Annotated in this window: 15 protein-coding genes; 3 read left to right on the top strand and 12 right to left on the bottom strand. The window is 74.2% G+C overall.

Features of this window, described 5'->3' with window-relative positions; translation table 11 throughout:
* Nucleotides 1–44: 44 nt before the first annotated feature.
* The 7 genes from DRV96_RS01780 to DRV96_RS01750 all read right to left on the bottom strand — a co-directional run bounded on the left by DRV96_RS01780 (nucleotide 45) and on the right by DRV96_RS01750 (nucleotide 7158).
* A complete protein-coding gene (locus tag DRV96_RS01780) occupies nucleotides 45–743 on the bottom strand; it encodes an HAD family hydrolase (protein WP_119287041.1) in 699 nt (232 codons plus the stop codon).
* Between the two features lie 10 nt (nucleotides 744–753).
* Nucleotides 754–1287, bottom strand: a complete 534-nt coding sequence (fae, locus tag DRV96_RS01775) for a formaldehyde-activating enzyme (RefSeq protein ID WP_119287039.1) — start codon at nucleotides 1285–1287, stop codon at nucleotides 754–756.
* A gap of 67 nt (nucleotides 1288–1354) precedes the next feature.
* Nucleotides 1355–2176, bottom strand: a complete 822-nt coding sequence (locus DRV96_RS01770) for a formylmethanofuran dehydrogenase subunit C (protein ID WP_119287036.1) — start codon at nucleotides 2174–2176, stop codon at nucleotides 1355–1357.
* Nucleotides 2173–3090 (bottom strand): formylmethanofuran--tetrahydromethanopterin N-formyltransferase, encoded by a 918-nt coding sequence (gene fhcD / locus DRV96_RS01765; protein ID WP_119287436.1) that lies wholly within the window; start codon nucleotides 3088–3090, stop codon nucleotides 2173–2175. Before fhcD ends, DRV96_RS01770 begins: the two co-directional genes overlap by 4 nt.
* A 5-nt stretch (nucleotides 3091–3095) precedes the next feature.
* Nucleotides 3096–4781, bottom strand: a complete 1686-nt coding sequence (locus DRV96_RS01760) for a formylmethanofuran dehydrogenase subunit A (RefSeq protein WP_119287034.1) — start codon at nucleotides 4779–4781, stop codon at nucleotides 3096–3098.
* Nucleotides 4778–6073: a molybdopterin-binding domain-containing protein gene (locus tag DRV96_RS01755; RefSeq protein WP_119287031.1), complete on the bottom strand. Its 1296-nt coding sequence runs from the start codon at nucleotides 6071–6073 to the stop codon at nucleotides 4778–4780. The genes DRV96_RS01760 and DRV96_RS01755 overlap by 4 nt, the downstream gene beginning before the upstream one ends.
* Before the next feature lie 353 nt (nucleotides 6074–6426).
* Nucleotides 6427–7158, bottom strand: coding sequence for a HisA/HisF-related TIM barrel protein (locus tag DRV96_RS01750; protein WP_119287028.1), 732 nt, complete (start codon nucleotides 7156–7158; stop codon nucleotides 6427–6429).
* On the opposite strand from DRV96_RS01750, the gene DRV96_RS01745 reads away from it, so the two are divergent.
* The 3 genes from DRV96_RS01745 to DRV96_RS01735 are packed head-to-tail and all read left to right on the top strand — an operon-like array spanning nucleotide 7157 to nucleotide 9841.
* On the top strand, nucleotides 7157–8110 hold the full coding sequence (locus DRV96_RS01745; RefSeq protein ID WP_119287026.1) for an ATP-grasp domain-containing protein: 954 nt from the start codon (nucleotides 7157–7159) through the stop codon (nucleotides 8108–8110). The genes DRV96_RS01750 and DRV96_RS01745 overlap by 2 nt on opposite strands.
* Entirely contained in the window at nucleotides 8103–9164 is a 1062-nt protein-coding gene (locus DRV96_RS01740) for a hydantoinase/oxoprolinase family protein (protein ID WP_119287024.1), read from the top strand. Before DRV96_RS01745 ends, DRV96_RS01740 begins: the two co-directional genes overlap by 8 nt.
* Before the next feature lie 5 nt (nucleotides 9165–9169).
* The gene (locus tag DRV96_RS01735; RefSeq protein WP_119287022.1) at nucleotides 9170–9841 is read left to right on the top strand and encodes an amino acid kinase family protein; all 672 of its coding nucleotides are present in this window, start codon (nucleotides 9170–9172) and stop codon (nucleotides 9839–9841) included.
* 39 nt (nucleotides 9842–9880) lie between these two features.
* On the opposite strand, the gene DRV96_RS01730 is transcribed toward DRV96_RS01735, so the two are convergent.
* From DRV96_RS01730 to DRV96_RS01710, 5 genes are read right to left on the bottom strand one after another with little or no spacing between them, the layout of a single operon-like run.
* Complete coding sequence (locus tag DRV96_RS01730) at nucleotides 9881–10573, bottom strand: (5-formylfuran-3-yl)methyl phosphate synthase (protein ID WP_119287434.1); 693 nt, start codon at nucleotides 10571–10573, stop codon at nucleotides 9881–9883.
* Entirely contained in the window at nucleotides 10573–11151 is a 579-nt protein-coding gene (locus DRV96_RS01725; RefSeq protein WP_119287019.1) for a DUF447 domain-containing protein, read from the bottom strand. Before DRV96_RS01725 ends, DRV96_RS01730 begins: the two co-directional genes overlap by 1 nt.
* Nucleotides 11144–12637, bottom strand: coding sequence for a DUF6513 domain-containing protein (locus DRV96_RS01720; RefSeq protein ID WP_119287017.1), 1494 nt, complete (start codon nucleotides 12635–12637; stop codon nucleotides 11144–11146). The genes DRV96_RS01725 and DRV96_RS01720 overlap by 8 nt, the downstream gene beginning before the upstream one ends.
* The gene (locus tag DRV96_RS01715) at nucleotides 12616–13188 is read right to left on the bottom strand and encodes a flavoprotein (RefSeq protein WP_119287014.1); all 573 of its coding nucleotides are present in this window, start codon (nucleotides 13186–13188) and stop codon (nucleotides 12616–12618) included. Before DRV96_RS01715 ends, DRV96_RS01720 begins: the two co-directional genes overlap by 22 nt.
* A gap of 24 nt (nucleotides 13189–13212) precedes the next feature.
* Nucleotides 13213–15162 carry a sigma-54-dependent Fis family transcriptional regulator gene (locus tag DRV96_RS01710; RefSeq protein ID WP_119287012.1) on the bottom strand — a complete coding sequence of 650 codons (1950 nt, stop codon included), beginning with the start codon at nucleotides 15160–15162 and terminating at the stop codon, nucleotides 13213–13215.
* Nucleotides 15163–15228 lie beyond the last annotated feature (66 nt).

Genomic DNA, 15228 nt, shown 5'->3' with positions numbered 1-15228 from the left:
TCGTCGCCCGGCCCGCCTGCCGTCAATGGCTGTGCGGGAAGAACCTAGGGCAGCGCGTCGCATCGTGCCGACGCCCCTTCAGAACGGGAAATTCTCCTGATGGGCCAGCCGCGCTCGCGCGCGTGCGCCTCCAGCAGCGGATCGGGATTCACGACGACCGGGTCGCTGACTGCCGACAGCAGCGGCAAGTCGTTGATCGAGTCGGAATAGAACCAGCAGCGCTCGACGTCGCGCCACGTCGCGCCGCGGCGCGCGAGCCAGCCCTCGACGTGCGTGCGCTTGTGTTCGCGAAAGCACGGCTCACCGACGACCTCGCCGCTGTAGTGGCCGCGCGCGTCGACCGCGGGTTCGGTGGCGAGCACCTCGTCGAGCCCGAGCACGCGTGCGAACGCCTGCGCGACGAAGCGCGTCGTCGCCGTCACGAGCACGCAGGCGTCGCCGGCCTGCCGGTGCGCGCGCACGAGCTCGTGCGACGCGTCGGGCACGAGCGAGGCGATCACCGGCTCGAACTCGCGCAGCCAGCGCTCGAGGCGCGCCGGCGGGTGCACCGCGAGCGCCCCCACCGTGAAGCGGTGCATCTCGACCATGTCGACGCGGCCCTCGGCGTAGCGGCGGCAGTACTCGAGGTAGCGCGGCTCGAAGCCCGCATCGAGCGCGCCGCACGCGATCAGGTGGCGCGTGAAGACCGTGCCGCTGTCGAACGGGATCAGCGTGTGGTCGAGGTCGAACAGCGCGAGGCGCATGACGCCGGACTCAGCTCCAGTCGTCCATGTCGTGCTTGATCGTGTGGCGGTTGGCGATCAGCTCGTCGATCGTCGGCTCGCCGTTGAGCGCGCGGCGGATCGCGAGCTTGGTCGCCTCGTAGTTGGTGCGGTACATGTCCTTCTTGTCGAGGTTCGGGTCGGTCGCGCAGCGCGGGTCGATCCACACCAGGCTGATGATGCACAGGTCGTTGGCGCGGTCCTTCGGGATCACGCCCTCGATCACGCAGTCGAGCACCGCATCCGCGGTGGCCGACTGCACGACCCCGCCGAACAGGTCGATGTTGGCCATGTCCTTGAGCGTCACCTTCGGCACGATGATCGTCGCCGGGCGCACCATCTGGTTGCACGCGCGGATCGCGAACATCGCCGTGTGGCCCTTGCTCTGCGCCATCATGTTGGCGAACGCGTGGCCGACCGGGCCGTCGGTGCGCCCGATCAGGATCTCGGGCATCGCGTCGGTGAACTGGCCTTCGCGCGCGAGCACCGTGGCTTCGCCGGCGTGGAACACGTAGTCTCGGGTCATCGTCGTCGGTCGTCGTGAAGTCGCCGGACGCGGCAGCCGGCGCGCGGCGGCCGCGGGGGATTGCGCGTCATGGATGCGGCAGCAGCAGTTCGCCGTGCCCCTGCACCGCGAGGTCGCCGGCGTGGCACTGCACGCGCCGTGCGGGCAGCGGCGCGAACGGGCCGCCGAAGCGCGCCAGATCGCGCGCCAGCAGCTGCCAGAACACGCGGGCGTCGGAGTGTATCGGCACGTAGGTGGGCGGCAGCGCCGGTGCCGGGCCGGCGAAGACGACGCTGCCGCGGCGCAGCCCCCAGCCGGGGTGTGCGCCGCAGCGCCCGCCCAGCGCGATCGTGCCCGCCACCATGCGCGAGGCGGCGAAGTCGCCGACGTCGCCGAACACGACGACGGTGCCGCGGCGCATGCGGTCGCCCAGGCGCACCCCGGCGTTGCCGCGCACGACGAGCGTGCCGCCGCGCATGCCGTCCATGTCGCCCGGCAGCGCGCTGGCGGCGAGGTCGCCGACCGAGCCGCCGATCTCGCACCAGCCGCCGCGCATCGCGCACGCGGCGAGGTCACCGGCGTCGCCGGCGATCGCCAGCCGCCCGCCCGCCATGCCGCTGCCGGCGTGGTCGCCGACGCTGCCGCGCACGTGCAGCGTGCCGTCGGCCAGCGCCCAGCCGATGCGGTCGAAGCGGCGCAGGTCGCCGTCGAGTTCGAGCACGGCGCCGTCGCCGTCGGGCAGCGGCTGCACCGCGAACCACTCGGCCAGCGCGACGACCTCGCGCCCGTGCGGCAGCGCAAGCCGCTCGACGTCGGTGCGCGACATCGCGGCGAGCGTGGCCGGCTGCAGCGCGCGCGCATCGACGCGTAGCGCCGGGGCGTGCCGAAGCGTCAGCCGCCAGCCGCTCACGCGATGCCCCCGCCCTCGCCGGCCAGGCGGCGCAGGTGGAAGTGGTACGGCCCGAGCTTGCCGCCGTAGTTGCCTGCCGAGATGCGCACGACGCCGGCGGCGGCGCCGCGCGCGACGACTGCGTCGATGCCGGCGCGCATCGCCGCGGCGACGTCGGTGTCGGCGAGGCCGTCGATCACGATCTCCATCACGCAGCGGATGCCCGCGTCGAGTTCGGTCTTCGGCGCCAGCCCGACGAGCGCCGGGCAGAACGCGTCGTTGGTCGACGCCATCAGCGACGGGTACTTGCTGCCCACCTTCGACCCCGAGCGCACGACCCCGCCCGGAAACGGCAGGATCACGTTCGGCACGCGGCGCATCGCCGCCACCGCCGCTTCGGCGCCGGCGAGCACTTCGGCGGTGCCGGTGCCCAGCAGCAGCAGGTTGCCGCCGCCCACCGCCTTGACGACCGGCGTCGTCTCCTGCGCGACGAACTCGCCGTCCATCGTCGGGATGCGCCAGTAGCGCACGCCGCCGATCACCTTGCTCGTCTGCCAGCCGTCGCCGAAGAAGCGCAGATTGCGCCCGAGCGCGATCGGCTCGCCCTCGCGCAGCCCGGCATAGACCGCGGTCGTCGGGCACGTCAGCACACACTGGCCGACGCGCCGCTCGACCTGCTTGGCCAGTTCCTTGGCCGACATCGCGAACAGCAGGATCGCCACCCCCGGGCGGCCGTCGGGCGTCTCGTCGGCACCGAGCGTGCGCTCGACGCCAGCCTCGCAGCCGCAGGCGATCACCGAGATCGCGAACCCGGTCGCGGTGACGGCCGCGTGCATCGCCCACGTCGGGTCGTGCGCGGTGATCACGAGCCGCGTGGCCTTCATCGGGAAGGCTTCGGCGAACGTGTCGTCGATCGTGACGCCCTGCGGCTGCATCGCACTCACCCGCCCGGCGGCGTGCACGCCGCCGGCAGCAGCCGCCCGCCGTTGCAGCAGGCGCACAGTTCGTCGTGACCGATCGGGCGGTAGCGGTGCTGGCCGCGCATGTGCGGCTCGGTGGCCTCGTCGATCTTGCGCTCGATGAACGGGTCGAACCCCGGCGTCGCGAAGTGCGTGCCGCCCACGGGGGTCGCGACGACGCGGCCGTCGCGCACCACCTCCACGCCGTCCTTGAACAGCCACGCGGCCTGCGAGAACGTCGCCTCGGCGTCGTCGCGCTCGCGGTAGACGGCGATGTCGGCCGCGGCGCCGACGCCGAGGTGACCGCGGTCGGCGAGGCCCAGCAGCCGCGCCGGCGCCGCGCGCGTGAGGATCGCGATCTCCGACAGCGTCAGCTCGCGCTTGATCTCCTTCAGCGCCGCGTGCGCCGCCACGTCGGGGTGCAGCCGCGCGAGCTGCGCGTCGCGGAACGGCTTGTCCATCAGCAGCCGCATCAGGTGCGGGTAGCTCGTGAACGGCGCGCCGTTGGGGTGGTCGGTCGTCAGCACGACGCGCCACGGATCGTCGACGAGCAGGAACAGCTCGAGCCCGATCGCCCACTGCAGCGCGTTGACGTAGCTCTGCTCGCGGTAGCGGAACGGCACGACGCCGCAGCCGGCGTCGCACTCGATGTCGGCGCCGATCCACTTGCGCGGGCTGCCGAGGTCGGCGTTGGCGTGCTGGCGCATCGTGTCGCCCGAGGCCGTCACCGTCTGGCCGAACAGGATCTGGCCGACGTCGATCGACACGTTCGGGTGCGCGTTGACGGCTTCGGCCAGCCGCAGCGCCGCCGACGAGAACTTCCTCGGTCCCTCGGTGCCGTAGGCGTGGAACTGCACGTGCGTCAGGTGGCCGCGCAGGCCGTCGAGGGCGTCGATCGTCGCCAGCGTCGAGTCGATGTTGCCCGCCACGCCGAGGTTGCTCGCGTGGATGTGCAGCGGGTGCGCGAGGCCGAGCTCGTGGATCGCGCGCGCGAGCGCCTGCACGATGCGCCGCGGCGTGACCTGCCAGTGCACGTGCGCCTCGTCGACGTCGAGCTTGCGCTGGTTGAACTTGAATGCCGAGATGCCGCCCGGGTTGACGACCTTGACGCCCATCGCCTTCGTCGCATCGACGACCCAGCCGACGTAGTCGCGGATCGCCTCGGGCGGCGCGCCGTCGTGCAGCAGGCGCAGGAAGACCTCGTCGTTGCCGAGCATCACGTAGGCGCCGTGGTCGACGATCGGCACGTCGCCCATCTCCAGGTGGGCGTGGCGCGCGTTGCCGGCGACCATCGCCGGCTCGAACGCCGCGGTGTAGCCCATCGCGGCGTAGCGGTAGCCGGTGGCCAGCGTGCCCGGCGTGCAGGTGCCGCACGACGGCAGCTCGAGCGCGTTGTCGGGCAGCGGCGCGCGCTCGAGCCCGCGGCGGTGGTCCTCGGGCAGCAGCAGGCGCGCGAGGTTGACCTTGCCGCCGCCGATGTGGCTGTGCAGGTCGATGCCGCCGGCCATCACGAGGCAGCCGCTGGCGTCGATCTCCTGCGTCACCGGCTCGCGCGGGTCGAGCGCGACGATGCGCCCGTCGCGCACGCCGATGTCGCGCACTTCGCCATCGACGCCGTTGGCGGGGTCGAACACCCGGCCGCCGCGAATGCGCAGCGTGGCCGTCACCGCCCGCCCTTCTCGACGGCCACGGTCGAGGCCGGAACGCGGACGCCGGCGTCGCCGGCCGCCGCAAGCCGCCCGGCGAGTGCATCAAGCACCGCGGCGACACCCGGCAGGCCGGCGTCGCTTGAGGCGGCCTGCAGCGGCAGCACGACCGGCCCGTCGATGCGGAACAGATGGCCGCCGGCGTGCAGCCCCGGCGTCGCGACGGCGACGTACACGGTGTCGACGAGCGCGCCGGCGTCCCGCAGCCGCGCCGCCATCGCCGGCGGGCCGAGCACGATGCGCGGCACAGCCGCAGCCGGCGGCAGGCGCGCGGCGTCGAAGCTCGAGATCCACAGCACACCGTCGACGGCGCCGTCGGCGAGCAGGCGTGCGGTATCGAACAGCCGCGGCTCGTGCTGCAGGCCCTGCACCGACACGCGCGTGCGCGACGGCAGCCCCGACAGCCACGCCAGCGTCTGGTTCACGCTGTGGCCGCCGTCGCTGCCACCGAGGCCGAAGGTCGCGGCGCGGGTGCGGCGGTTCAGCGTGCCGACGATGCGGTTCAGCGCCTCGACGAGCAGCGCCCCCTCGTCCGGCAGGCGCGCCCCCTCCCACACGAGCACGGCGTAGCTCGACGCGTGCAGCGCGGCCACCAGTTCGGCAAACGCTGCGGCGCCGCTCACCGTCCGCCCGGCGACGAGCGCGGCCAGCTGCTGCAGGTCGGCGAACAGGTCGCCGCTGCCGGGCACGACGTCGACCGCCACGCCGGCGAACTCCGTCGTCGGTCTGGCACCGACGAACACGACCCGCCGGCACGGGCTGGCGGGTTCGCCGACGCCGAACCGGCGAAACAGAAGCGGGTACGCGCTGGCGTCGGTGCCGACGACGACGACGAGGTCGGCGCGGCTGCGCACCTCAGCGAGCGTAGCGGTGTACTGGCCGCGGTCCTGCAGCGCCCGCAGCCCGTGCATCAGCGCACGACCGTCGGCGTGGTCGCAGATCGCGCCGACCCGCACCGCGAGACGGTACAGCGCGCGCACGCCGGCGATGTCGGTGCCCAGGCCGGCGAACAGCGGCTGACGCCAGCGCGCCAGCCGGCTGGCCGCGACGTCGAGCGCGCCGTCGAGGTCCGCCGCCTGCCCGTCGACCAGGGCCCGCGGCGAGTCACCGCCGGCGACGTGGGCATCGAGCGCCTGGCGCGCCCGCGGGCACGCCGCTGCCGCCTGTGCCGGCGCAGTCCAGCCCTCGCACAGCAGCGCACAGAACGGACAGGTCCAGTCGGCCAGTGGGGACGAAGCGCGGTCGATCGCCAAGGACGCGGGCACGGGAGGTTTGGACAAGGGGCTCGGTGGCGCTATGTCCGGCCCCGAAACAGGGTTGCCGGCCGCACCACACGCAGCGGCATGCCGCAAGTCACGTGCCATCCGCACCGGCCGCGGTGACGCCGAGCCGACGCGCGGTCGGCCGAACCACACTGTGCGCGCAACGCGCCGACACGGTGCCGCGCGCGTGACACTGTGTGCCGGGCCTGCGCCGTCGCGAAACCGCGCCGAAGGCGCCGGGCGGGCCAGAAGCCGGCGCCGCAGTGCGCAAACACCGGGGTGGCACGGTTCGTGAAAACACACGCCGCGTGACGCGACTCTTTGCTGCCCTCCACGGCCGGCGCTCAACCGCCGGCAGCCGGTCGCAGTCGCCCGTCGTGCAGTGCACTGGCGACCAGCCAGCCGTCGGCGCCCGCCGCCGCCGCGGCGTCGAGGTCGCGCGCGTCGCGGATGCCACCCGCGCCGAAGCAGCGGCGCCCGCCGGCGCGGCCGCGCTGGGCGGCGAACGTCGCCAGGTCCGGCCCGCCGCCACTGCCGACCCGCTCGAGCGTCATCACGATCAGCGTCGCCGGCCACTGCTCGGGCCGCTGCCAGCAGCCGGCCGGATCCAGCGGCCCGCCGCGGTGGTCGAGCGACAGGATCGCGCGGGGGTCGTCGGCCCAGGGTGGCGCACCGCCGGGGTTGCGCGACAGCGTCTCGCTGCCATACACCGGCCGCCACCCCGTCGGCCGGCGCGGCAGGCGGCCGGCGAATCCGCGCACCGCGTCGGCATCGGCGAAGCCGGCATCGACCCACAGCTCGACGCCCGGCAGCGCGTCGAGCAGCGCCGCGACGACCTCGTGCTGCGCCGCCGCGCCCTGGATCGCGTCGAGGTCGGCCAGATAGAGCACGCCGCCGCCCGCGGGCGTGCCGACGGCGCGCAGCAGCGCGCGCGCGACCGCCACCGGATCGTCGCCGGCGACGAGCGCCGACTCGATCGGCCGGTACGCGCGGCGCTCGCCGCGCACGGCATGCACGACGCGCCCGCCCATCACGTCGACGACGGGAACGATCGCTAGGGCGGCAGGTACAACCATGACGCGCGTGTTCGTCTACGAGTTCCTCAGCGCCGGTGGCGGCGGCGACGCGACGCTGCGCGACGCCGGCGTCGCGATGCGCGACGCGATTGTCGGCGACCTGCTGCAGCTGCCCGGCGTCACGGTGAGCGTGGCCAGCGACGACGAGGCGCCGACGCTTGCCGCGTCGCCGGCACTGCACGTGGTGCGGCCGGCGCGCGACGAGGCGGCGCCCGCCTTCGTGCGCCGGCAGGCCGCCGCGCACGACCTCACGTGGGTCGTGGCGCCGGAAACCGCGGGCGTGCTCGCCGCGCTGCAGGCTGCCGTCGAGCCGGCGCGTTGGATCGGCAGCAGCGCCGCGGCGATCGCCACCGCGACGAGCAAGCGCGCGACGCTGCAGGCGCTCGCCGCCGCCGGCGTCGCGACGCCGCTGGACCGCCCCGACGAGTGCGACCGCTGGCTCGTCAAGCCCGACGACGGCGCCGGCACCGTCGACACGCGGCGGCATCCGAGCCGCGCCGCGGCGCTCGCCGACGCCGACGCACGCCGCCGCGCCGGCCACGTCGTGACGGTCGAGCCCTGGGTCGACGGCGAAGCGCTGTCGGTCACGATGCGCGTCGATGCGGCGGGCGTCGAGGCGCTCGCGTTCAACCGGCAGCGCATCGGCGTCGACGCCGACGGTCGGCTGCACGACGACGGTGTCGACGTCGACGCGCTGCGCCGCGAGGGCGATGCGCGCGTGCCGCCGCTGGCCGCGTTGGCCGCGCGCGTCGCGGCGGCGATCCCCGGGCTGCGCGGCGTCGTCGGCTTCGACCTCGTCTGGCACCCGGTGCGCGGACCGGTGGTGATCGAGGTCAACCCGCGCGCCACGTGCGCGTACGTCGGCCTGTCGCAGCGGCTGGGCCGCAACGTGGCTGCCGACGTGCTGCGCGGCCACGCGTCGCAGCACCGGCCGGAGTTCGACCATGCCTGAGCGGGGCGGCAGCCGCATCGGCTGGGACATCGGCGGCGCGCACGTCAAGGCGTGCCGCGTCGAGGATGGCGTGCCGGTCGACGTCGTGCAGTGGCCCTGCGCGCTGTGGGAGGGGCTCGACCGCCTCGACGCGGTGCTCGCCCGCGCGCGCGATCGCTGGCCGCAGGGCTGGGCGATCGGCACCACGCACGTCGCGACGATGACCGGCGAAATGGTCGACCTGTTCCCCGACCGCGACCAGGGCGTTCGCCGCCTCGCCGCCCACCTGGCCGAGAGGCTCGGCCCGACGCTGCGCCTGTACGCGGGCGACGCCGGCTGGATCGCGCCGCCGGCGGCCGGCGCCCACTGGCGCGCGATCGCCTCGGCGAACTGGCGCGCGACGGCGTCGTGGCTCGCGCCGCGCTGCGGCGACGCGGTGCTCGTCGACATCGGCAGCACGACGACCGACCTGATCCCGATGCGCGACGGCCGCGTCGTCGCGCGCGGCCGCAACGACGCCGAACGGCTGGCCAGCGGCGAGCTCGTCTACCAGGGCGTCGTGCGCACGCCGCTGTGCGCGCTCGGTCCGCGCGTGCCGTTTGGCGGCGACGAGGTCAACGTGATGAACGAGTGGTTCGCGACGACGGCCGACGTCTACCGGCTGACCGGCGAGCTCGACGCCGCGCACGACCAGCACCCCGCCGCCGACCGCGGCACCAAGGACGCCGCCGCGACGCGGCAGCGGCTCGCGCGCATGGTCGGCCGCGACGCGGCCGACGCGCCGGCGTCGCAGTGGCTCGAACTGGCGCACGTGTGGCGCTCGCGCCAGCTCGCTGAGATCGGCGGCCAGCTCGAACGGGTGGTCGCGCACGCCGGTGTCGATGCGCGCTGCACGCTCGTCGGCGCCGGCTGCGGGGCCTTCCTTGCCGCCGCGCTGGCCGCGCGCACGGGACGGCCGTACCGGCGGCTCGCGGAGGTCGTGGGCGTGGGGGGCGACGGCGGGCTGGCGCGCTGGATCGAGGTCGCCGCACCCGCGGTCGCGGTGGCGCTGCTGGCGCCACCGGTGGAGGGCTGAGCACGATGTGGATCGTCAAGCTCGGCGGCAGCCTCGTGCACGATGCGGTGCTGCTGCGCTGGCTGCACATGCTCGCCGAGTTCGGTGGCGGCCGCGTCGCCGTCGTCCCCGGGGGCGGCGCGTTCGCCGACCAGGTGCGCATCGCGCAGCAGCAATGGGGTTTCGACGACCTCGCGGCGCACAACATGGCGGTGCTCGGCATGGCGCAGACCGCCCAGATGCTGCATGCGCTCGAGCCGCGCCTCGCCCTCGCCACGGCGGACGACGAGATCCGGCAGGCCATTCACACGGGCCGCGTCGCGCTGTGGGTGCCCTACGCCGCGCTGCGCGACGCCCCCGACACGCTGACGACGTGGGACGTCACCTCCGACAGCCTGGCGCTGTGGCTCGCAAGGCGCCTGAATGCCGAGCGCGTCCTCGTCGTCAAGGCGTGCCGCGTCGACCCGACGCTCGGCCTGGCCGACCTCGCCGCGGCGGGGGTCGTCGACCGGCGCTTTCCGCAGTGGGCGCAAGACGCCGCGTTCCCGGTCGACGTGGTGCAGGTCGACGCCCTCGACGCGGTGCGTTTGGCGCTGGTGCGCGGCGAATGGCCGCCTCCCGCCCTGCCCCCGCTGGACCTGTCGCGCGCCTGGCACACCGAGCGCGCGCCGGCGCCGCCACGGCTGCCGCCGCGGTAACGCAGCCCCGGCCCGGATCGCGGCCGCAGTCGCAGCGGCTCAGGCCGCGACGGCCGCCGCGCGCAGCGCGGTGCACAGCGCGCGCACGCGCGCCGTCTCGAGGCGCCCCGCGCGCCCGTGGGCGCACACGGCGCTGCGGAAGCCGGCGAAGTCGGGCGCCAGCCGCCGCAGTGCCGGCACGTCGTCGGCACGCAGGGCCCCGGCGAGGCCGGCGAGCCGGCCGCTGCGCTGCACGCGCTCGACGACGTCGCGCAGGCACGCGGGCGGCACGCGCTGCAGCAGACTGCCGGCGTGCTTGTCGACGGTGTCGAGCATCACCGCCGCGAACGCGTCGGCGGCGAGCACGGCCTCGAGCAGCGGCGCATCGACGCCGTCGTCGGCGATCAGCACCGGAACCACCGATGCGCCGCAGCGCGCCAGCGCGTCGACCAGCCGCTTCGCACCGGCACCGGGCACGATCCCGACCTTGACGTCGTCGACGCCCGCGGCGGCGACGGCGTGCACACGTCGCACGATCGCCCCGGCCGCATCCGGCGCGAAGTCGCCGATCGTCGCGCTCAGACGCAGCGACGGGTGCGCCGCGCGCACCGCGGCGGCGATGACGGCGATCCCCGGTGGCGGCAGGCCGCCGAGCGCGCCGCTGGCCGGATCCTTCAGGTCGACGAAGTCGGCGCCGCCCGCGGCGGCGTCGAGCGCCTCGGCGACGTTGCGCGCACTGACGAGCACGCGCATCAGCGCGCCCCCGCCGTCGCCGCGGCGCGATGCCGAGCGACGGCCTGCTGCAGCCACGACCAGGCCTGTGCCTCGGCCTCGCCGGCGGTCTTGTCGATCGCGATCTGGAGGTAGCTCAGTTCCTGGTCGATCTTCTCGGCCGGCAGCAGGTGCAGGCGACTGACGAGCACCGCGGCCTCGATGACCGCCGCCTGCGCGCGGTTGAAGCCACGGAAGTCGCCGTGCCGCGCCTCGGCGACGCGCGCCAGCCGCAGGCGCGGACGCTGCGCATCGTCGACATGCTCGCGCAGCACGAGCGACGTGTGGCCGATCGCGCAGGCCAGCCGCACCCCGCCGTCGACCGGCTCGGTGGGCCAGTCGCGGCGCTGGCCGCTGACGCAGCCGGCGAACACGCGCACGTCGGTCACGACGTTGAGGACGGCGCGGCCGGTGGCCAGCACGTTGGCCAGCGTCGTCGACGGCTTGAACGGCATCAGCAGCACGTCGTCACCGCGGTAGCGCACACCCATCGGGGCGACGTGCACCGTGCCGTCGGCGCCGCAGGTTGTGACGATGGTTTCGTAGATCGCTTCAGGCATGCTTTCTCGTCTTTGCAGGCGCCGCGTCGTCGTCGGCCTCGGGCGCTGCCGAAGCCGCACCGGTCACGGGCGCGCCCGCCACCGTCTGCGCCGATCTCGGAGCAAGCGTCGTGCCCGGAGCGCACCACTGCAGCAGGTCCTCCGGGGCGCGCTCGACGGCGCAGCCCCAGTCGAGCGGCTGGTCCTGCACGTAGCGCTTGCCGAGCTGCCACGCGATCTGCGCCCGGGCCAGCTCGACGCCCATGTAGAAGGCGTGCGACGCGTCGCCGTCGAGCCCGAGCGTGGGCCACAGCTCGAACGGGTCGCGCCCGCGGCGCAGGCCGTCGCGGTTGTAGACGTGCAGGCCCTCGGCGCTGACCTGGATGCGGAAGTTCGGGTCGCGCACCTCGCGCGCCGTCGCGGCGATCTCGGCGTCGCTGTAGGGGAACGGATGCTTGTCGTGCACCGTCATCAGCGCGGGCGACAGGCCTTTCGGCAGCGTGCGGTGCGCGCCCGCGGCGTGCATGATGCGCCGCGCCCAATCGGCCTCGCGCACTGCGCGCCGGCAGTGCCCGCTGACCTGGGTCGTCAGGATCGCGGCGGCGTCCAGCTCCTCGGCCACGCCGAGCAGCAGCGCGTTGATGCCGCTGGTGTCGGCTTCGGTGAGCTCGGTCAGGTTACCGACGCCGAGCAGGATCGGTGCATCGGGGAAGCGCTCGCGCAGCCGCTGGTAGCGGCACAGCGACGCGAGGAAGCCGAACGGCAGCGGGTCGAGGATCGCATCGGCGAGGAAGGGCCGGTTGCGCGAGCGCAGCCGCTCGACCGCCGCCCACAGCGACGCCTCGTCGGCCGGTGTGCGCGGCACGAGCACCGGGGTGGCCTCGACCTCGTCGGCGATCCACAGCGTCTCGACGTTCAGGCTCAGCAGGTAGTCGGCGCCAGCGCGGCCGCCGCGCAGCAGCTCGTGCGGGTTCATCGAATCGACGCTGACCGCGAAGCCCTGCGCCTTGAGCTCGCGCACCGCCTCCTCGAGGTGCGCGAACGGCGTCTCGGGCAGCGCGCCGAGGTCGATCACGTCGGCGCCGTCGGTGCGCAGCGACTGCGCGCGCTCGACGATCTGCGCGATCGTCAGCCGCGGCGCGTCGACGATCTCGGCGAAGATCTGCACCCGGTAGGCGTCGAGCGCGACCGGCTGCGCCTGGCGGCGGAAGAACTGCGGCAGGTCCTTCAGTTCTTCCGGCCCGCGCTGCACCGGCACGCCGAAGTGCGCGCCGAGCGCGTCGAGGTCGCCGCGGCAGCGCCCGGGCACGACGATGCGGTCGGCCGCCACCGGCCGCGGCACGCGGCGGCGGATCATGTCGGCCGTCATCAGCGCGGCCACCTGCAGCCCGATCTCGCGCACCTCCCACGTGAAGGCGGTCTCGGCACCCGGCGGCTCGATCGTCTCGAGCACGCGCGTCAGTGCCTGCTGCGCGAGGCGGCCGGTCAGGAAGACGATGTGTTCCATGCGCGCGCCAGGGCCGCGAAGCGCTCGTCGAGCGCGGCCGCGAGCTCGGCCGGGCTGGTGACGACGAGGCAGTGGTCGATCGCGCGCAGGCGCTCGAGGTTGTCGAACTCGACGCGCCGCGGCCGCAGCGTGACCCACTCGTGCGGGGCACGGGTGACGACCACCGGCTCGGTGTCGCACGCGAAGACGATGCTCGGGATGCCGAGCTTGCCGGCCTGCGCGAACATGTTCGTCGGCAGCGTGTCGCTGATGCCGAACGCGCACTTGGCCACCGTGTTGCTCGTCGCCGGCGCGATCACGACGGTGTGGTAGACGTCTTCGTAGAGCGTGCCCACCGGCACCGCGCTCGCCGTCTTGTCGCGGAAGATGCGAAAGCGCCCCTTGAGCTCGTCGAGGCGGCGCCCGTACATCGGCAGCACCTCTTCGGCGGCGGCCGACAGGTACAGGTCGACGTCGGGCAGACGCGCCGCGACGTCGAGCGATTCTTCGAGGAAATGGCCCGAGCCGGTCACGGCCCACGCCAGGCGCCGGCGCGCCGCGGGATCGGTCATCGTCGTCGCAGGAACGTGGCCACTTCAGTTGTCGGGCGCAAGCGGAATGTGCAGCCTGTGCATCCGCCGGTACAGGGTGTTGCGGCTGACGCCCAGCCGCTTGGCGACGTGGCTGACGTTCCAGCGTTGCGCCTCGAGCAGGTCGAGCAGCTCCTGCCGTTCCTGCGCCTGCGCCGGATCGAGCGACGGCGCCTGCGGGGCCTCGGCACCGGGCTCACGATCGGCGCAGCCGGGCTCGCCGCGCAGCGACGGCAGGTGCTCGGGCGTGATCGTCTGCCCGTCGGCGAGCGCGACGGCACAGCGCAGCACATGACGCAGCTGGCGCACGTTGCCCGGCCACGGGTGGCGCATCAGCAGGTCCCAAGCTGCCGGGCTGATCGGCATGTCAGCGCCGCCTTCATCGGCGAGCACGTCGCGGATCAGCTCGGCACGGTCGCTGCGCTCGCGCAGCGCCGGCACCTCGAGCTCGATGCCGGCGAGGCGGAAATACAGGTCCTGGCGGAAATGCCCGCGCGCAACGAGCTCGCCGAGGTTGCAGTGGCTCGCGCTGATCAGCTGGAAGTTGACGCGCTGCGGCTCGTCGGCGCCCAGCGGCGTGACCATGCGCTCGTCGAGCACGCGCAGCAGCCGCGCCTGCAGCGCCAGCGGCATGTCGCCGATCTCGTCGAGGAACAGCGTACCGCCGTCGGCCTGCAGGATCTTGCCCGGGCGGCCGCGCCGCTCGGCGCCGGTGAAGGCGCCGGCGCGGTAGCCGAACAGCTCGGCCTCGATGAGGCTCTCCGGCAGGCTCGCGCAGTTGATCGCGACGAACGGGCCGCCGGCGCGCGGGCTCGACGCGTGCACGCCGCGCGCGAAGACCTCCTTGCCGGCGCCGGTCTCGCCGCGCAGCAGCAGCGGCGTGCCGCGCGCGACGACGCGCTGCGCGGTCGCGAAGCGCGCCTGCAGCACCGGGTCGGCGAACCGCGGCGCCATCTGCTGCGCGCGGCCCGACGCCAGCGCTTCGCAGGCCGCCGACGTCGTGGCGGCAGCGCGCGCCGCCGTGACCGCACGGGTGGGCTGGCGGGCGACGGCGAAGAAGCGGTTCGCCGCGTTCGCGCGGTACGTGACGACCGGGTGGAACGCCGCGCGGTGGCTGCGCTGCAGCATGTCGTCGAGCGTGGTCTGGAAGATCTGGTCGAGCCGGTGCCCGCGGATCTGGCGCACGCTGTCGACGCCGAGCTGCGTCAGCGCGCTGCGGTTGGCCGCGAGGACGAGGCCGCTGCGGTCGACGACGAGCTTGCCTTCGTGCAACGTGTAGACGAACTCGGGCCGGCTGTGGAAGTGGATCGGGTGCGCGTCGCGGAAACGCAGGTCGATCAGGCGGTTCTCGATCATGCGCGCCGTCATGCCGAGCAGCAGCAGCAGGTGCTGCTGCGGCACCTGCGAGCGGCTGCTGACGTCGAGCACGGCGCAGATCTCGCCGGCCGGGTCGTGCACCGGCACGGCCGAGCACGTCAGCGACGTGTAGTGCGTGAAGAAATGATCGTCCTGCACCACGGCCACCGGGCGCGCAGCGGCCACGCAGGTGCCCATGCCGTTGGTGCCGGCCTCGGCCTCGCTCCAGACGGCGCCGACCTCGAGCCCGAGCGGCTGCACCTCGCGCTCGAACTCGGGTGAACTGGCCATGTGCAGGATCACGCCGTCGGTGTCGGTCAGCACGATCGCGGCCTGCGGGTCGCCGAGCTGCTGGTACAGCGTCGACATCTCGTAGCGCGCGCACTCGATCACGTCGAGCAGGCGCTCGCGGCGCTCGTCGAGCGCCGCGCGCCCGAGCACCGGCGGACGGCGCACCTGGCTCGGATCGAGGTGGTGCACGTTCAGGCAACGTGCCCACGAATCGGCGACGACCGCGCTGATCAGGTTGCGCGGGCCGTGCCGCACGACATCGAGCACGCGATGCAGGTGCTGCTGGGGATCTTGCAACGCCAACGCCATTGGTATGTCTCCTGCGGCGGGTCCGTCAGCCCGCCTCTCGATCACGGGGGACGGGCCCCCAAACCG

Origin of the sequence: Azohydromonas sediminis, assembly GCF_003574675.1 — a bacterium.
Classification (GTDB): domain Bacteria; phylum Pseudomonadota; class Gammaproteobacteria; order Burkholderiales; family Burkholderiaceae_C; genus Calidifontimicrobium; species Calidifontimicrobium sediminis.
The sequence above is the reverse complement of the archived record's forward strand: the minus strand, read 5'-3'. Positions and strand labels throughout refer to the sequence as shown.

Coding starts and splice junctions, on each gene's coding strand:
- DRV96_RS01780 (WP_119287041.1), bottom strand. CDS start 743: ATGCGCCTCGCGCTGTTCGACCTCGACCACACGCTGATCCCGTTCGAC.
- fae (WP_119287039.1), bottom strand. CDS start 1,287: ATGACCCGAGACTACGTGTTCCACGCCGGCGAAGCCACGGTGCTCGCG.
- fhcD (WP_119287436.1), bottom strand. CDS start 3,090: ATGCAGCCGCAGGGCGTCACGATCGACGACACGTTCGCCGAAGCCTTC.
- DRV96_RS01745 (WP_119287026.1), top strand. CDS start 7,157: ATGACGCGCGTGTTCGTCTACGAGTTCCTCAGCGCCGGTGGCGGCGGC.
- DRV96_RS01750 (WP_119287028.1), bottom strand. CDS start 7,158: ATGGTTGTACCTGCCGCCCTAGCGATCGTTCCCGTCGTCGACGTGATG.
- DRV96_RS01740 (WP_119287024.1), top strand. CDS start 8,103: ATGCCTGAGCGGGGCGGCAGCCGCATCGGCTGGGACATCGGCGGCGCG.
- DRV96_RS01735 (WP_119287022.1), top strand. CDS start 9,170: ATGTGGATCGTCAAGCTCGGCGGCAGCCTCGTGCACGATGCGGTGCTG.
- DRV96_RS01730 (WP_119287434.1), bottom strand. CDS start 10,573: ATGCGCGTGCTCGTCAGTGCGCGCAACGTCGCCGAGGCGCTCGACGCC.
- DRV96_RS01725 (WP_119287019.1), bottom strand. CDS start 11,151: ATGCCTGAAGCGATCTACGAAACCATCGTCACAACCTGCGGCGCCGAC.
- DRV96_RS01720 (WP_119287017.1), bottom strand. CDS start 12,637: ATGGAACACATCGTCTTCCTGACCGGCCGCCTCGCGCAGCAGGCACTG.
- DRV96_RS01715 (WP_119287014.1), bottom strand. CDS start 13,188: ATGACCGATCCCGCGGCGCGCCGGCGCCTGGCGTGGGCCGTGACCGGC.
- DRV96_RS01710 (WP_119287012.1), bottom strand. CDS start 15,162: ATGGCGTTGGCGTTGCAAGATCCCCAGCAGCACCTGCATCGCGTGCTC.